Annotated in this window: 11 protein-coding genes; 5 read left to right on the top strand and 6 right to left on the bottom strand. The window is 71.5% G+C overall.

Features of this window, described 5'->3' with window-relative positions:
* A partial coding sequence (locus ABEB07_RS19985) for a type I polyketide synthase (RefSeq protein WP_345669577.1) occupies window positions 1-4738 on the bottom strand: 4738 nt, incomplete at its 3' end.
* Window positions 4739-5140: 402 nt separating this feature from the next.
* On the opposite strand from ABEB07_RS19985, the gene ABEB07_RS19980 reads away from it, so the two are divergent.
* Both ABEB07_RS19980 and ABEB07_RS19975 read left to right on the top strand, forming a co-directional pair.
* Window positions 5141-5344 (top strand): ferredoxin, encoded by a 204-nt coding sequence (locus tag ABEB07_RS19980; protein WP_164587174.1) that lies wholly within the window; start codon window positions 5141-5143, stop codon window positions 5342-5344.
* A gap of 78 nt (window positions 5345-5422) precedes the next feature.
* On the top strand, window positions 5423-6910 hold the full coding sequence (locus tag ABEB07_RS19975) for an MFS transporter (RefSeq protein ID WP_345669576.1): 1488 nt from the start codon (window positions 5423-5425) through the stop codon (window positions 6908-6910).
* 77 nt (window positions 6911-6987) lie between these two features.
* Here ABEB07_RS19975 and ABEB07_RS19970 read toward each other — a convergent pair whose 3' ends face one another.
* The gene (locus ABEB07_RS19970) at window positions 6988-7812 is read right to left on the bottom strand and encodes a class I SAM-dependent methyltransferase (protein WP_345669575.1); all 825 of its coding nucleotides are present in this window, start codon (window positions 7810-7812) and stop codon (window positions 6988-6990) included.
* Window positions 7813-7964: 152 nt separating this feature from the next.
* On the opposite strand from ABEB07_RS19970, the gene ABEB07_RS19965 reads away from it, so the two are divergent.
* Together ABEB07_RS19965 and ABEB07_RS19960 are read left to right on the top strand one after the other, a co-directional pair.
* Window positions 7965-9182: a cytochrome P450 gene (locus ABEB07_RS19965; protein WP_345669574.1), complete on the top strand. Its 1218-nt coding sequence runs from the start codon at window positions 7965-7967 to the stop codon at window positions 9180-9182.
* Between the two features lie 35 nt (window positions 9183-9217).
* Window positions 9218-9991, top strand: a complete 774-nt coding sequence (locus ABEB07_RS19960; RefSeq protein WP_345669573.1) for a thioesterase II family protein — start codon at window positions 9218-9220, stop codon at window positions 9989-9991.
* A 201-nt stretch (window positions 9992-10192) separates the two neighbouring features.
* Here ABEB07_RS19960 and ABEB07_RS19955 read toward each other — a convergent pair whose 3' ends face one another.
* Complete coding sequence (locus ABEB07_RS19955; protein WP_164583491.1) at window positions 10193-11188, bottom strand: TauD/TfdA dioxygenase family protein; 996 nt, start codon at window positions 11186-11188, stop codon at window positions 10193-10195.
* A gap of 924 nt (window positions 11189-12112) precedes the next feature.
* Here ABEB07_RS19955 and ABEB07_RS19950 point away from each other — a divergent pair.
* Window positions 12113-13063, top strand: coding sequence for a nuclear transport factor 2 family protein (locus tag ABEB07_RS19950; protein ID WP_345669572.1), 951 nt, complete (start codon window positions 12113-12115; stop codon window positions 13061-13063).
* Window positions 13064-13222: 159 nt separating this feature from the next.
* On the opposite strand, the gene ABEB07_RS19945 is transcribed toward ABEB07_RS19950, so the two are convergent.
* From ABEB07_RS19945 to ABEB07_RS19935, 3 genes are all read right to left on the bottom strand, one after another.
* The gene (locus tag ABEB07_RS19945) at window positions 13223-14638 is read right to left on the bottom strand and encodes an MmgE/PrpD family protein (RefSeq protein WP_345669571.1); all 1416 of its coding nucleotides are present in this window, start codon (window positions 14636-14638) and stop codon (window positions 13223-13225) included.
* Window positions 14635-15465, bottom strand: a complete 831-nt coding sequence (locus ABEB07_RS19940) for an HpcH/HpaI aldolase/citrate lyase family protein (protein WP_345669570.1) — start codon at window positions 15463-15465, stop codon at window positions 14635-14637. Before ABEB07_RS19940 ends, ABEB07_RS19945 begins: the two co-directional genes overlap by 4 nt.
* 168 nt (window positions 15466-15633) lie before the next feature.
* Window positions 15634-16812 (bottom strand): cytochrome P450, encoded by a 1179-nt coding sequence (locus ABEB07_RS19935; RefSeq protein ID WP_345669569.1) that lies wholly within the window; start codon window positions 16810-16812, stop codon window positions 15634-15636.
* Window position 16813: the final 1 nt, after the last annotated feature.

Below are 16813 nucleotides of genomic sequence, written 5' to 3'. Positions count from 1 at the left end.
GGACGATGTCGACGCGGTGGAGGGGGGCGTCGGGGTCGCGGAGGATGTCGGTGAGGGACCAGTCGGTGTGGGGGGTGAGGGCTTGTTGGCAGCGGTCGATCCATTGGGCGAAGACCGGTGAGGTGTCGAGGAGGCCGGCTCCCATGCCCGCCCATTGCGAGCCCTGTCCGGGGAACACGAAGACCACCTTGCCCCCGGCGGACGCGACGCCGCGGGTCACGGCCGGATGCGCCGCGCCGTCGGCGAGCGCCGACAACGCCTCGGCCCGCTCCTCGGCGCTGTCGCCGAAGACCCCGGCCCGCAGCGCGAAGCGGTCCCGGCCCACCGCGAGGGTGTGGCCGACGTCGGCGGGGTCCGTGTCCGGCTGCGCGGCCAGTTGTTCCCGCAGGCGCCGTGCCTGCTCCCGCAGCGCGGCCTCGTCCGATGCCGACAGCAGCCACGGCGCGTCGAGGGAGCGTGCCCCCGCCACCCGGTCGCGGACGTCCGCGGGGGGTTGTTCGAGGATGACATGGGCGTTGGTGCCGCTGATGCCGAAGGAGGAGACGGCGGCGCGGCGGGGCCGGTCGTGGTCGGGCCAGGGCTGTTGCTCGGTGAGCAGGGAGACGGCGCCCGCCGACCAGTCGACGTGCGGGGTGGGTTCGTCGATGTGGAGGGTGCGGGGAAGGACCCCGTGCCGCATGGCGAGGATCATCTTGATCACACCCGCCACACCCGCGGCGGCCTGGGTGTGACCGATGTTGGACTTCAACGAGCCCAGCCACAGCGGCTGTTCGCGGTCCTGGCCGTAGGCGGCCAGCAGCGCCTGCGCCTCGATGGGGTCGCCGAGGCGCGTCCCGGTGCCGTGGGCCTCGACGGCGTCCACCTCGTCGGGGCGCAGCCCGGCGCTGTCCAGCGCCTGGCGGATGACGCGTTGCTGGGAGGGGCCGTTGGGCGCGGTGAGGCCGTTGGAGGCGCCGTCCTGGTTGACGGCCGAACCGCGCAGTACCGCCAGCACCGGGTGGCCGTGGCGCCGGGCGTCGGAGAGGCGTTCCAGGACGAGGAGTCCCGCTCCTTCGCCCCAGCCGGTCCCGTCGGCGGCGGCGGAGAAGGCCTTGCACCGGCCGTCGGGGGACAGCCCGCCCTGCCGGCTGAACTCCACGAAGATGCCGGGTGTGGACATGACGGTGACACCGCCGGCCAGCGCGACGCCGCACTCGCCGCGCCGCACCGCTTCGGCGGCCAGGTGCACCGCGACCAGTGACGACGAGCAGGCGGTGTCGACGGTGACCGCGGGGCCCTCCAGCCCCAGGGCGTAGGCCACCCGGCCCGACGCGACACTCGTCGTCGCTCCGGTCAGCCGGTAGCCGTCGGTCCCGTCCGAGGGTTCGTGCAGCCTGGGGCCGTAGTCCTGGGCCATCGCGCCGACGAACACCCCGGTGGAACTGCCGCGCAGACCCCGGGGGTCGATCCCGGACCGTTCGAGCGCCTCCCACGAGGTCTCCAGCAGCAGCCGCTGCTGCGGGTCCATCGCCAGCGCCTCACGCGGAGAGATCCCGAAGAACGCGGCGTCGAACTCGGCCACGTCGTAGAGGAACCCACCACGGTTCGTCGCCGAGAGGGACGTCAGGTCCCGGTCCCAGCCGCGGTCGGCGGGGAACGCCCCGATCACGTCGCGGTCGTCGAGAAGCAGCTGCCACAACTGCTCAGGTGTCGAGACCCCACCGGGGAGACGGCAGGCGAGACCCACGACCACGACCGGATCGTCGTCGTGCGCCGCCGGGCGGCGGGCCCGCACCGGCTCGGCCACCGTCGTGCCGCGCAGGCGCCGCGCGAGGTGCTCGGCCAACGCGAGCGGCGTCGGGTGATCGAACACCGCCGTCGCGGGGAGGGCCAGACCGGTGGCCCTGGCCAGGCCGACGCACACCTCCGCGCCGCCGACCGAAGTCAGTTGTTGTCGACGGAACGGCGTCGAGTCCTCGACGGCTTCCGGGGCGTCCAGGCCCAGCACCACCGCCGTGTGCCTGCGCACCAGATCCAGCAGGATCGCGTGCAGATCTCCGTCGCTCTCCCGCCGCAACCGCGAAGCGAGCGCCGACTCCTCGTCGGGCGCCTCGGTGTCCACGGTGTCGAGCCAGTGCCGCACGCGCTGGAACGGATAGGTCGGCACGGGCACCCGGCGGGCGCCGGAGCCGTCGAACAGCGTGGTCCAGTCGACGGGCAGTCCCGCGGTCCAGGCCTCCGCGACCGAGGCGGTCAGCCGCGTGAGCGAGCCTTCCCCGCGGCGCAGCGTCCCGATCGCGGTGACCGCCGCCCCGGCCTGTTCGGCGGAACTCCGGACGTGCAGGGTGAGCACCGGATGCGGGCTCGGTTCGACGAACACGGCGTGGCGGTCCAGCAGCGCTTCGACGGTGGGGTGGAACCGCACCGTGTGGCGCAGGTTGCGGCACCAGTACTCCGCGGTGAGTTCGGAGCCGTCCAGTTCGGCGCCGGTCACCGTGGAGTGGAAGGCGATCTCACCCGGGCCCGGAGTGATCGGGGCCAGGGCGTCGGTCAGTTCGTCGGTGATGGCGTCGACGTAGGCCGAGTGCGAGGCGTAGTCGACCGGCACCCGCCGTACCCGCACCTCGTCGGCCTCCAGCAGGGCGAGCACCCGCTCCAGCGGTTCGGAGGGACCGCTGATCACGGTGGAGCGCGGTCCGTTGAGCGCCGCCAGACCGACCTCGGGGTACGGGGTCAGGATGTCGCGCAGCTCGTCGGCCGACAGCGCGACCGATGCCATGCCGCCCTTTCCGGCGAGATGACGCGCGATGATCCGGCTGCGCAGCGCCACCACCCGCGCTCCGTCGGCCCGCGACAGGATGCCTGCCACGGTCGCGGCGGCGATCTCGCCCTGGGAGTGGCCGACGACCGCTGCCGGGCGGACGCCGAGCGCGGCCCATACGTCCGACAGCGCGACCATCATCGCCCACAGCACGGGTTGGACCACGTCCACCCGCTCCAGGTCGGCCGGCCGCCCGCCGCGCAGCACCTCGTCGAGGGACCAGTCCACGAACGGCGCCAGCGCGTCGGCGCAGCGTGCGATCGACTCGGCGAACACGGGGGAGGAGCCGAGGAGTTCGGCGGCCATGCCGACCCACTGCGACCCCTGGCCGGGGAAGACGAGCACCGGACCGGCCGAGCCGGAGGCCCGCCCGGTCACCACCGACCCCGACGGCAGCCCGGACGCCACGGCGCCGAGCCCGTCGCGGACCGCGCCGACGTCGGCGCGGTCCGTTGCGAGGACGACGGCACGGTGTGCGAACTCCGCACGCGTGGTGGCGAGCGACCACGCCATGTCGACGAGGTCCGGGGCGCCGTCGAGAGCGGAGGCGAGCCGGGCCGCCTGCGCCCGCAGCGCGCCGGCGTCCGCCGCGGACAGCACCACGGGCACCGGAGACGGCCCCGGGCCCGAGGGCCGCTCGTCCTGGAGCGGCCGGGGCGGCGCCGTCACCGCGATGTGGCAGTTGGTTCCCCCCAGACCGAACGAGCTGACGCCGTAGACCGCTTCGGCGGGCGCCGCCTCGATGGAGGTCTGTACGCGCAGGTTCAGCTCCGCCAGGGCGATCCGCGGGTTCGGCGTGCGGAATCCCGGGGTCGGGACGAGGGTGCCGGTGCGCGCGCACAGGGCGGTCTTGATGAAGCCGGCGATGCCCGCCGCCGCTTCCAGGTGCCCGATGTTGGCTTTGACGGAGCCGACGCGCAGCGGATCGTCCGCCGCCCGTGCCGTGCCGATCACGGAGCCGAGGGCGGCCGCCTCCACGGGATCGCCGGTCGGCGTGCCCGTCCCGTGCAGTTCGACGTGCACGACCGTCGCGGGGTCCACGCGGGCCCGGCGGTACGCCGCTCGGATGGCCTCCGCCTGGCCGTCGGCGGTCGGCGACACCAACTGGTCGCCGCCGCCGTCATGGGTGACGGCGCTGCCGCGGATCACGCAGTAGACGGTGTCGCCGTCGGCCAGTGCGCTCTCCAGCGGCTTCAGCACGACGGCGCCGCCGCCCTCGCCCTGGGCGAATCCGTTGGCGCGCGCGTCGAAGACGTGGCACCGCCCGTCGGGCGACAAGGCTCCCAGACGGTTGGCCGCGATGGCGTGGTGCGGGGTCAGCCGAAGGGCCACGCCGCCGGCGATGGCGACATCGGACTCGCCGCGGCGCAGGCTTTCCGCGGCGAGGTGGACCGCGACCAGCGACGAGGACTGCCCGGCGTCGACGACGAGGCTGGGCCCCTTCGCCTTCAGGAAGTAGGAGACGCGGTTGGCCACGATGGAGCGCTGGGATCCGGTGAGCGTGTGCGCGGTGATCGCCTCGGCGCCCTTGCCGCGGACGAGCGTGCCGTAGTCGTCCGTGGCGACGCCGAGGAACACGCCGGTACGGCTGCCCGCCACCGGCCGGCCGGTGATCCCGGCGTCCTCGAGCGCCTCCCAGCTCAGCTCCAGCATCAGCCGCTGCTGGGGGTCCATCATCGCCGCTTCCCGGGCCGGCACCCCGAAGAACGCCGCGTCGAAGCCGGCGACGTCCTCCAGGAACGCTCCGCGCCGGACGACGCGGGCCTCCGCCGCCGGCAGACCCGCCAGCGCGTCGGGCTCCCAGCGTCCCTCGGGCAGCGGCGCCTCGACGGCGGTCCCGGCAGCCAGGAGCGACCACAGCGCGTCAGGTCCGTCCGCACCGGGGAAGCGGCAGGAAACGCCGACCACCGCGATGTCACCTTCGAGGCGCAGCGACATCCACATCCTCCTTCATAGGGCACCGCGCGCAGCTGGCCGAGCGCGTGAACCGGTCAGCGGGCGTGCGGGCGAGCCCCGCGTGAACGGTGATTTGAACGGCATGGCCGAGGCCGGGGAAATCGGCTTTTCAGGCTGCCCGCGGATCGGCCTGAGCCGAACGCGGAGGTTGACTTTCCGCACTACTCCCCGTACCTATTTTTTCTATAAAATCGGCCCTCTTGTGTGAAGTGGACCTTGGTACACGGGCGGTGGCTGCCGGGGGAACCGTGTCGTACCAAGGTTCTATTGACGCCCGTGCGTAATGCCGAGTAGAACAAACTTCAAACATCGACCGAGAGCGTCGGGAGAGCCTGACGTGATCGTCTCGTACGCGTGCGCATTCGATTGACGTGGGGGTGCTGAGTGCGCATTGAACTGGACGCCGACAAGTGTCAGGGACACCTGCGCTGTATGGATCTGGCTCCGGAGCTGTTCGACTGCGGCGATCTCGGCTACGGGACGCTGCGGTCGAGCGGGCCGGTGCCCGAAGAGCTGGAGCCGGCCGCGCGACGGTGCGCCGCCAATTGCCCGGAGCGTGCGATCAGTATCCACCCCGCCAATACGTAGGAATGGCCGTGCGGGCAGAGAAATTCCGCTGACGGTCGAATGATGGCCAAGAATTGACAGTGTTGGAAAGGGGTCGGTGTGACGTCGAATCTGGAGAGAACGGACGACAGACCACAGTCCGATGGAAGCGTGGTCAAGGGCCCGCTGTGGTATGTCGCCGCGATATCCTGTGTCGCGTACTTCATGGTGCAATTCGACAACGCGGTCGTGAGCATCGCGCTGCCGACGATGATGCGCAGTCTCCACCTGGACGTCACCGGACTCCAGTGGGTCGTGAACTCCTACAGCCTGGGGCTCGCCGGGCTGCTGCTGCTGAGCGGCCGTCTCAGCGACCTGTTCGGCCGGCGGGAGGTCTTCCTGGCGGGCCTCTGGCTGTTCACCTTCGGCAGCGTTCTGGGCGGGTTCGCCCAGAACGGCGGGGAACTGGTGGCCGCGCGAGCGGCGCACGGGGTCAGCAGTGCCATCCTGCTCCCGTCCTCGCTCGGACTGATCATCGCGGCCTACCCGGACAAGCACCGGCGCAATCGCGCGATCTCGATCTGGGGTGCGGCCAGCATCATCGGCGGCGTCAACGGCGCGGTGCTCGGCGGTGTCCTCACCCATCACTGGGGCTGGCGTTCGACCCTGTTCTTCTGCCTGCCGATCGGCTGTGTGCTGCTGTTCTTCGGCACCAGAACGCTGACCCGCCGGGTGCCGACCGCGCGGACCGGGATCGCGTCACTGGACCTGCCGGGAGCGATCTGCGTGGTGAGCGCGGTGACCGCCGCCGTGTACGCCACCATCGGCCTCAAGAACCACGCCTGGCTGTCCGCCCACACCCTCCTCTCCTTCGCCGTCTCGATCCTGTTCCTGGCCGCCTTCCTGCTGATCGAGTCGCGGACGAAGCGCCCGATGGTGCCGCTGGGCATCTTCCGCTCGCGCACGATCTCCATGGCGAACCTGGTCTCGTTCGTGGCCACCACGGCGATGGCCTCCCAGGTCATCCTCGTCGTCCTCTACATCCAGAACGTACTGGGCTACGACCCGCAGAAGGCGGGGCTGGCCGAACTCCCCGGCGGACTCACCACGTTCGTCGTCGCCATCGTGACCGCGCGGTTCGTCAAGCGGATCGGCGCACGACCGATCCTGATCGTCGGACTGCTGGTGTACGCCGCCGGTGTCGTGTGGATCGCCCGCATGCCGGTCCACGGCGACTACTGGGGCGCCATCTTCTGGCCGATGGAACTGCTGTGCGCGGGCATGGGACTGACCCTGCCGTGTCTGACGATCACGGCCACCGCCGGCGCCCCCAAGGACAGCGCCGGCCTCTACTCGGGAGTGGCCACGACGACGCGTCAGATCGGCAGCGCGATCGGCGTCGCGGTGTTCACGAGCATCGCCGCGACGGTCAGCCAGGGCGCCACCGGGAGCGTGCAGTCCGTGCTCGTCTCCGGATATCACACGGCGCTGCTCGCCGGCGCCGGCGTCACCGTCTTCTCCGCCGTGCTGGCGCTCGCCATCCCCAGCGAGCGTCTGCAGCCGGTCCCGGCGGAGGAACTGGTGGACGTGCAGGCGAAGGCCGCCTAGCCACGACCGACCCCGCCGAGGCCCGCGGCCGAGCCGCGGGCCCCGGCGGGCGTCGCGGCGGCCCGGCCGCCCTGTGGCTACCGCGGCGCCGTGGCGGAGAACAGATAGGTGAAGAACGTCATGCGGAACGCGCCGCCGAAGCGGTCGATGGTGCTGCCGATCTCCTCGAACAGGTTCTGCCGCACACCGGGCGGCAACGCCGCGTGGTCGGTGTGCGTGTACAGCTCGTCGAGCCATTGGTCCCGGGTGTAGGTCGCACTCCACGCAAAGGACTGGGCCGGATGCTCCGTCATGTGCCGGAAGGCGCGGGGCGAGCCGGTCACCACGCTGAAATCCAGCGGAAGATCGCTGGACCGGCTCACGGCGTAACCGAGGGTCAGCTTGGCGGAACCGGGCGGCAGAACGCGCCGGTAGGCGTCCGCCAGGGCGTCCGCGAGTTCGTCCGGATGGAAGCCCGCGCTCCAGAACAGGCAGAGGCGGCCGCCCGGGCGGAGCACGGACGCCGCCTTCGCCGCGCTGTCGAACGGATCCATCCAGTGCCAGGCCTGTGCGCAGGTGACCCGGTCGAACTTCTGGCCGGCCGGGTCCCAGGTCTCGAACGGAACGACTTCGGTGGGGATGCCGTGGCGCTCCGCGACGGCGCTCATCCCGGCGCTCATGTCCAGGCCCAGGACCCGGGCGCCGCGTTTCGCCATCTGGCGCGAGGCGATTCCGGTTCCGGAACCCACGTCGAGCACCGACAGACCGGCCGCCGCATCGCCCAGGACCTCGTGAATGACGTCATCGGGATAGCTCGGCCGCGATCGATCGTAGGCTTCGGCCATCCGGTCGTACAGCTTGACCCGTTCCCTCCGGTCCATCGACTCTCCGTATCTCTCTCGAATATGGGAAATGCTTTCCATTCACTCATATCAAATCGAATTCCGTTATGTACATTGCACCTTCGTCCACTGGTGTGCTGCGTGCGCCGCGGGCACGATCTAATCCGAAGAGGATTGTCGACGGTCGGCAGCGGCCGTGGTCGTGGACCAGCCAAGTGGACCAGGAGCGAGCGGTGACGGAATTCGTCCAGGCAGCACCGGACTCGGAGAACGAGCAGGAATACGCCGCGCCGATGGCGGTCCGCGACTTCTGGCGAGAGGCGCCCGTGCGGGAAGTCACCACCACGGACGGTGAGAAGGCCTGGTTGATCAGCGGCATGGCGGAGGTGCGGACGGTGCTGTCCGACCCCCGGTTCAGCCGCGCCGAGGCGCACCGCCGCGGCTCGGTGACCGGGCGCGCGGCGGTCTTCTCCCGGCCCGGCATGCACGACCTCGACCCGCCCGAGCACACGCGGTTGCGCCAGTCCGTCGCCTCGGCGTTCAGCGTCCGGCGCATCCGCGCGATGCGTCCGCGGATCGAGCAGATCACCCTGGAACTGCTCGCCGGGGTGCGCGACTTTGGGCCTCCCGCGGACCTCGGCGCCGCCCTGTGCTTTCCGCTGCCGGTCGCGGTGATCTGCGAGATCCTGGGCGTGCCCTACGAGGACCGGCACCTCTTCCGCCCGTGGTCGGAGCAGATCACCTCGACCAACGCCTATCCGCCGGAACAGGCCATGCGGGCCCGCCGGGCGCTGGTCGCGTACATCGGGGATCTGGCCGCCGACGCGCACCGCTGCCCCGAGGGCAGTCTGTTGCGGGACCTGGTCACGGCGCGCGACGTCGAGGGCCGGCTCAACGAGGAGGAAGTGGTCCAGATCGTCTTCGGAGTGCTGGTCGCCGGGCACGAGACGACGGCCAACATGCTCGGCAAGGGCCTGGTGGCCCTGCTGGACCACCCGGACCAATTCGCGGCGGTGCGGGCCGACCCCTCGCTGATCCCCTCCGTCATCGACGAGGTGCTGCGGTACGTGGTGCTGAGCCCGAGCACCGACCCGCACGAGGGACTCCACCTGGTGACGACGGCCGACGTCGAGCTGGGCGGCTTCACCATCCCCGCCCACAGCGTGGTCCTCGCCAGCCCGACCGCGGCCAACCTCGATCCACGCGCCTTCCCGGAGCCCGACCGGTTCGACCTCGGCCGGGACAACGCCGACGGCCACGTGGCGTTCGGGCACGGCCCCCACCGCTGCCTGGGCGCCCAGCTCGCGCGGCTGGAGCTGGAGGTGGCCTACACCACGTTGCTCCGCGAGTTCCCCGGCCTCCGTCTGGACGTACCGGTCGACGAACTCACCTACACCAGCGGGATGCTCCTCAAAGGGCTGCGGAAGCTGCCCGTCACCTGGGACGTCTAGCAGCCGGCCTCAGCCGACCGATCCGGAGTGCCCCTATGACCACGCACGGCACGGACAGGGATCTGTGGATCCGCCGATACCACCCCGCCGAGCAGGCACGGACACGATTGCTGTGCCTGCCGCACGCGGGAGGCTCGGCGACCTTCTACTTCCCCGTCTCCCGAGCCCTCGCCCCGAGGGTCGAAGTGCTCGCCGCACAGTATCCGGGCCGGCAGGACCGACGGCAGGAACCCTGCATCGACAACATCCCCGAACTCGCCGACCGGCTGCTCCCCCTGGTCGTGGCGGAGCAGGACGGCCGTCCGCTGGCCCTGTTCGGACACAGCATGGGCGCGTCCTTGGCCTTCGAGCTGGCCGGACTGCTGGAACAGCGGGCCGGGATCGTCCCGGTGATGCTGTTCGCCTCGGGCCGACGGGCGCCCTCCCGGTTCCGGCCGCAGGACGACGTGCACCGGCGAGGCGACGAGGCCCTCCTCCGTGACGTCAGGCAACTGTCCGGAACGGACGACCGGTTCCTCGCCGACGACGACCTGCTGCGCATGGTGCTGCCGGCGATCCGCAGCGACTACCGGGCGGCCGAGACGTACCGGCCCCAGCGGGTGCACCGGGTGAGTTGTCCGGTGACGGCCTTCGTGGGCGACGACGATCCCAAGGCGCCGCTGGAGGATGTCCGCGTGTGGAGCGAGCACACGAGCGGCCCGTTCACCATGGAGGTGTTCCCCGGGGGCCACTTCTACCTCACCGAGCAGGCGCCCCGGCTGATCGCGAGGATCGAGGACGTGCTGACCGGCCTCTGGGCGAACAGCTGACGTAACGGTACGCGAGGAGCCGCGGGCCCGGTGACGGCCCGCGGCTCCTCGCGTTGTCGCTCATCGGGGACGGGTGAAACCCACGCTCCCGTCCTCCCGTACCGCCGTACGGCGCTGCCCCCGCCGGACCTCCGGCAGGGGCAGCGCCGTACGACCGGGACGTCCGACGGCCGTCCGGTCCGGCGGTCTCCGGTTCCCGGTTCAGGACACCGTTTCCTTGGCGGCCCGGTCCCGACGGTCGAAGAACGTCGAGGTGAACACCGGCTCCGACCCGAGGCGGGGCCCCTCGATCGCCTCCGACTCACGGCCGTCCGGGCCGACCGGCACCTCTCCGACCAGCGTCACCCGGTGCAGCACCCGCTCCACGTCGAGGTGGTCGAGGTCGCGCGGGGGAATGTGGCAGGTCGCCCGGTTGTCCCAGAAGATGACGCTTCCAGGGGCCCAGCGGAACCGGACCGTGTACTCCGGCCGCGCGATCTCGTCGAAGAGGTAGCCGAGAATGAGACGGCTCTCGATGGGCGACATGCCGACGATGTGGTCGGTGTAGATCGGGTTCACGAACAGCGCCTTCTCGCCGGTGTGCGGGTGCACCCGGACGATCGGGTGGTGGGCGACGAGGGAGTTCTCGTCGACACGCTTCTGGAATCCGGCCACGCTGGGCTGCGGCATGCCGGACCAGTTCGCGCCGTACCGGTGCTCGGCGCGCAACGTGTCCACGAACTTCTTGAACGGCTCCGACAGGCCCTCGTAGGCGGCCACCAGGTTGGTGTACTGGGTGTCGCCACCGTAGTTGGGCAGCACTTCGGCGCGGAGGATGGCGCCGGCCGGCGGGTTGATGAACGGGGTGAGGTCCGAGTGCCAGCCGTTGTTGCCCGCGTACGCGTAGGAGCGCTGCTTCCGGGTGGCATCGCCGCCGAGCTGCTTCTCGAAGCGGCGGTGCTGGATCGTGTAGATCTCCGGCGCGTCCTTCGGCGGCTCGTGGTGCGGGTGACCGTAGGTCAGCTCGCCGAACTGCCGGCCGAACGCGGTCTGCGTCGCGTGGTCGAGCCGCTGGTTCCGGAAGATCACGACCTTCCACTCGTCAAGCGCCTGCTGGATGGTGCGGATCTGCTCGGCGTCGAGCGGACGGGAGATGTCCACGCCTTCGATCTCCGCACCGATGCGCCCGGCGGCAGGATTGACGGTGATGCCAGTCATTCTGCGGTACCTCCGTGAGTGGGGCGGCGGGACGGGGCTCCGTTGCCGCGTTGTCGAGCAGCTGGACGACACTGTCGTCCGGACAGGCGCCCGCCCCGGCCTCGGCCGGGGAAACACGCGGCGCCCGGGCCCGGTCGGCGGGGAAGGCGAGGAGGCGATGCGCGGCTGAAGCGAAGTCCCGCTCCTGGCCGCCGAAGTCGAGGTGTCCGGAAGGCGGTGCCGGGACCGATTCCGTTTCCGCGCTGCGGGCAGTGCGTTCCCGTGGTCCGGGAATTCGTTCTGCCGCCCTTGGATCGTGATCCGGCGTGCTTTCCCACGGCGGTCCGGTGACCTCCATGTTCCTGCCCTATGCAATGCGCCATGCAAAACCACAGCTTACGGTCCCCGGGCGCCCGTCGGGAATGGAACTTTCGTACATGCGGGAGATGCGGCGCAGGACGAAGGACGCGGTGCCGCGGGACCCGCCGGGCGCCAGGGGCGGGCGAGCCGGCGGATGCCTTCCGGAAGTCCCGGCGAGGCCCTCGGCGGACCGGGCCCACGGCCGAATCGCGCGCGAACGGCCGTGCGGAGACCCGCGTCGAGAAGGGGAAAGGCGGCCGGCCCCGCACCCGCGCTGTCGTCCCGTCCCCGCGGCCCCCTCGCTCCCATCAGCGAAAACATCGCGGGCGAACCGGCGCGAGGGGGGAAACGGTCTCTCACATTCCAGTTGGGCGCATTTTACCGTCGCAATATTCCATATAAACACTCCATTCGGCCGCCTTGCCGACTACGCTGCTACGCACCGAACTTCGGCTGGATCATGACGGTGGAGGGGGAGATCACCGTCCGGATCCCTCGTGCCCTGAAGCGGGCCCGACCAGCCGAAGTGTGTCCGACCATCCCCTCATTCCAGAGAGCGAGATCGTCATGCCGAGAACCACTTCGATGGCCAGAAGAACCGTGGTCGCCCTGCTGGCGGCGGCCGGCTTCGCGACGGTGGCCGGAGTCGCGCCCGCTTCCGCCGTCGCCTCGTCCGGTCCGGCCCACCACGCGCCGGCCGCGGTCGACGGCCTGCGCTCGGGCGCGGTCCTGGAGCGCAACAAGCGCGTCGCCGTCGAGGTCCTCACCCAGCTCTTCGAGAAGGGGAACCTCGCGGTCGCGGAGCGCCATGTGCGCCCCGACTTCATCCAGCACAGCCCGACCGTTCCCGACGGCCGCGCCGCGCTGGAGAACCAGGCGCGGGACCTGCACACGCGCTACCCGCGGCTCGCGTACAACGTCAAGAGGGTCCTCGCCCAGGGCGACCTGGTCATGGTCCACGCCAACCCGATCCAGGAGCCGGGCACCCGCGGCCAGGCCGTGATGGACATCTTCCGCTTCGACAGGACGGGCCGGATCGCCGAGCACTGGGACACCCGCGAGGACGTGCCGGCGACCACGGTCAACGGCAACGACATGTTCGGCACCGTCAGCAACCCGCGGACCAACGAGCCGAGCGGCCCGTGCCGGCTGACGCCGCTCAGCGAGAAGACCGTCGTCGGCTACTTCGACACCCTGCTCGTCGACAAGAACCCCGACGCCGTCGACTACCTCAACCCGGAGTTCTACCAGCACAACCCGTCCGTCCCCAACGGAACGGTCGACATGCGCGAGCACCTCACCACGTTCTTCCAGCTGTTCCCGGACGTGGTCGCGGATCGGAAGCGGGTGATCGCCGACAAGGACTACGTCGCCCTGCACTTCCGGTACCGGCTGAGTCCCGAAAGCGCCGAGCAGTCCATCATGGGCATCTTCCGCGTGGAGCGGCAGCCCCATGGGCAGCTGAAGATCATCGAGCACTGGGACGTCATACAGGACGTCCCGGCCACCTCCGCCAACGGGAACACCATGTTCTGACCTCTCGGCCGCACCCGGACCCCGCGCGCGGCCGCACGGGTCCGGGGAACGGGTCGGTCCGCCCGGCCGCCGGCCCGCGGCGGTGTGCGGCCGCTTACGGCGCCGGCCGGGCGGACGGGCCGTGGGCCGGGTGCGACCGGGACGCGGACGGACCGGTGGTCAGACCGGCCGGCGGCCGGCCAGGGCCGCCATCAGCGCGGTGGTGTCCGGGGCGCTCGGCAGCCCACCCGTCAGTTCGGCGACCCGGTCGGCCTGCGCGGGGGAGAGCGTACGTTCGGCGTTGATCCGGAACTTGGTGATCAGCTCCGCCTGGGTGAGCGGGTTCTCCGGGCCGCCCCGGTTCACCTCGACGCGTTCGACGTGCCGGCGACCGCTCGACAGTTCGGCGGTCAGCACCGCGGGGAACTGGTGGGGAAAGACGCTGGTGCACCTCTCGTCCGCGACCACGCGGACCTTCTCGGCGAGCGCCAGCCGGTCCGCGGACCGCACGGCGGCATCGGTGAAGTCCGCGTGGGACACGCCCAGACCGCCGCCGCCCAGCAACGCCGCCGCGATCGTGAACGGACCGCTGAACGCGCCGTGGTACCCCGACTGCGGACGGACCTTGGCCGCGTGCGGCTCCCCGATCGTGTGCACGACCGGCGCCGGAACGCCGAGGGTGAGCGCCGTGATGGCGCTCGGGTCGACCCCCGCCGCCCGCAGGCGCAGGGCCGCGTCGATGCCCGCGTGGGTGAAGTGGTTGCACGGGTACGGCTTGACGAACAGCCGCCGGGCCTCCCAGCGCTCTCCCAGTGCGTCGGTGAGCTGGGCGGGGTCGGCGCGATCACCGCAGAACGCGGTGAGGAATCCGAAGCGTCCCTCCAGCGCCGTCGCCGGCCCGGTGACGCCGTGCCGGGCCAGATCGGCGGCGACGACCCCCGCGTGGGCCGACCAGCCGCAGTGCGTGCGCTTCACGGTGCCGCCGGTCCGGTTGGCCTCGATGATGCCGGAGCCCATGCTGCACGCGATGCCGATGACCGAGGTCAGCTCCTCCTCACCGAGCCCGTACAGCATTCCGGCGGCGACGGCCGCGCCGACGGTGCCGCAGATCGCGGTGGCGTGCAGGCCGCGGTCGAAGAAGATCGAGTTGTTCGCCGCCGGGTCGTACCCGGCCATGCCCAGCCGGCAGGTGACCTCCACGCCGATGACGGCGGCGTCCAGCAGCGCACCGCCGGCCGCCCCCACGGTCTCGGCGACCGCCAGCGCGGCCGGCAGCACCGCCGCGGACGGGTGCAGCACCGACGGCAGGTGGGTGTCGTCGAAGTCCAGGCTGTGCGCGAGCGTCCCGTTGACCAGCGCCGCGACGGGGGCGGGCAGCCGCCGGGCGGTCGCCGGCGACGTGGCCTGCGGCGCACCGCCCCAGGACTCGGCCATGGCCGACACCGAGGCGGCGACGCCGGTCGGTACGGCGGCGAGGCTGTTGCCGAGGAGGTCCAGCACCCGTCCGGCCATGTCGTCCCGGAACGCGCGGGGCAGTCCGGTGCGGGCGGTGGTGTACGCCAGCCGCGCCAGGCGTTGTGCGGGAGTGCGGGTCATGCGTCGGCCTCCTTGCGGGCGAGCGCGTCGGCGAGGTCGACCAGCCACCGCGCGTTGGCCAGGAGCGCGGCGTCGACGAATCGGCCCTGTTCGTCGAGCCACGCCGCGGCGTCCCGGCCCACTTGGCCGGCGAGGCGGGCACGGGCCGCGGCCACTTCGCCGGGATCCGGTGTGAAGATCTGGTTCACCACACCCACCTGTGTCGGATGCAGGACCGAGCGGCCGAAGAAGCCGCGCCGGCCGGCCGCGCGGGTGTCCGCGGCGAGGCCGGCCACATCCGCGACATCGGTCCAGGCGGCCAGCGGCGGACTGGGCAGCCCGGCGGCCCGCGAGGCGTTGACGATGCGCTGACGCGCCCAGTCCAGCGCGCCGAGTTCACCGAGCCGGAGGTCCGCCATGAGGTCGGCCTCACCGAGGGAGAGCAGCGCCACCCCGGGGTGGGCGGTGGCGATCCGGTAGGCGTTCTCCACGCCCAGCGCCGACTCGATGATCGCGTGCACGGCCAGCCCCGACTCCTGGACCGCGGCCCGCACGAGGTCCGGGTCCTCGGCCTTGGGCAGCCGCAGCCCGGCGGCGGCCGAACCGGCCAGCGCCGCCAGATCCGCCCTGCCCCACGGCGACTCCAGCGAGTTGACACGCACCCAGATCGGTTTGGGCCATCGCCGCGTCAGCGCCTCGGTCACCCGGTCGCGGGCCGGCCGCTTGGCGTCGGCGGGCACCGCGTCCTCCAGGTCCAGCACCACCGCGTCGGTCTGCCCGGACATGGCCTTGCCGAGCAACTCGATCCGGTGGGCGGGAACATAGAGCCAGCTGCGTATCGGTTCCACCAGCACCACTCCCCAGCGGGACGCCCGGAGCCCGGCGGCGGTCCGCGAACGCCGAACGCCTGTCCCTCTCGTCGAGGCCCGCGCGCGGTCCGGCCCGGGCGGCGTCGCCCGGTACGGGGCGACGCGGCTTGCGCGGAGGCGACCTCGGTCGTCGCCTCCCCTGTCCCGCTACTCCTCCCGCGGACTCCCGAGCAGCAGGTCCAGCCGGCGCGGGCCCCATACGTGTCCGGTCGACCATTTCACGGCGTCACCGGGCGCGAGAGAGAAATCGGGAATCGCCCGCAGCCATTCCTCCAGGGCGACGCGCATCTCCATCCGGGCCACCGAGGAGCCGATGCACCGGTGGATCCCGACCCCGAAGGCCAGATGGCGGTTGACCTCCCGGCCGATGTCGACCTGATCCGCGCACGGGAACTCCGCGCTGTCCCGGTTGGCCGACGGCATCCCCAGCAGGATGGAGTCGCCCGCGCTGAGCCGGGCACCGTGGAACTCGGTGTCGCGGGTGACGACGCGGGCGATCTGGACGGGGGAGAAGGCGCGCAGGAACTCCTCCACGGCGGTGGGCACCAGCGCGGGATCGGCCACGAGCCGCTTGCGGTCCTCGGGATGACGCGCCAGGTGCCACAGACTGCTGCCGAGGGCACTCCACGTGGTGTCGATGCCCGCGGTGATGATCAGTACCAGGGCGCCGATCAGTTCGGGATCCGTCAGGGTACGGCCGTCGATCTCGGCGGACAGCACGCAACTGACCAGATCCTCGCCGGGCTTCCGGCGCCGCTGCTCGATCAGATCGTCGAGGAACGGCTGGGTCACGGCCATCGCGGCCTGGATCTCCGCCATCTCGTTGGCTTCCAGCAGGGCGCGCATCTGCTCGGCGAACTCGTCCTGGCGGTCGTCGTCACAGCCGATCATCCGTGCCATGAAGCGCGACGGGATCTTCTTGGCGTACTCGGCCGCGGCGTCGCAGCGGTCCCGGCCCACGATCCCCGAGAGCAGCTCACGGGCGTGATCGCGGACGGACGGCTCCAGCGCCTTGATCTGCCGCGGGCTGAAGGCCGGCAGCAGCGTGCGCCGGAACGGGCCGTGCCGCGGCGGGTCCAGGGTGATCGGCGGCCGCTCGGCCAGGTCGTCGCCGAAGGCGTTCTTGGGCACACTGATCGAGACGGAGGAGAACAGCTCGGGATTCTTCGCCACGTCGTCGACCGCTTGATAGCTCGTCGCGATCCAGTAGCCGCCGTGCTTCGAGCTGTGCGCCACGGGACAGCCGCCGCGCAGATCGTCGTAGACGGTGAAGGGGTTCTCCGCGCCGGGCGGGGAGAACAGGTCGAAGTCGTCGTCGGAGGGCATG

This window comes from Streptomyces similanensis (assembly GCF_039543625.1).
Lineage (GTDB): Bacteria > Actinomycetota > Actinomycetes > Streptomycetales > Streptomycetaceae > Streptomyces > Streptomyces similanensis.
This window is presented reverse-complemented; position numbering and strand designations above follow the sequence as displayed.

Coding starts and splice junctions, on each gene's coding strand:
- ABEB07_RS19970 (WP_345669575.1), bottom strand. CDS start 7,812: ATGGAAAGCATTTCCCATATTCGAGAGAGATACGGAGAGTCGATGGAC.
- ABEB07_RS19960 (WP_345669573.1), top strand. CDS start 9,218: ATGACCACGCACGGCACGGACAGGGATCTGTGGATCCGCCGATACCAC.
- ABEB07_RS19955 (WP_164583491.1), bottom strand. CDS start 11,188: ATGACTGGCATCACCGTCAATCCTGCCGCCGGGCGCATCGGTGCGGAG.
- ABEB07_RS19950 (WP_345669572.1), top strand. CDS start 12,113: ATGGCCAGAAGAACCGTGGTCGCCCTGCTGGCGGCGGCCGGCTTCGCG.
- ABEB07_RS19945 (WP_345669571.1), bottom strand. CDS start 14,638: ATGACCCGCACTCCCGCACAACGCCTGGCGCGGCTGGCGTACACCACC.
- ABEB07_RS19935 (WP_345669569.1), bottom strand. CDS start 16,812: ATGCCCTCCGACGACGACTTCGACCTGTTCTCCCCGCCCGGCGCGGAG.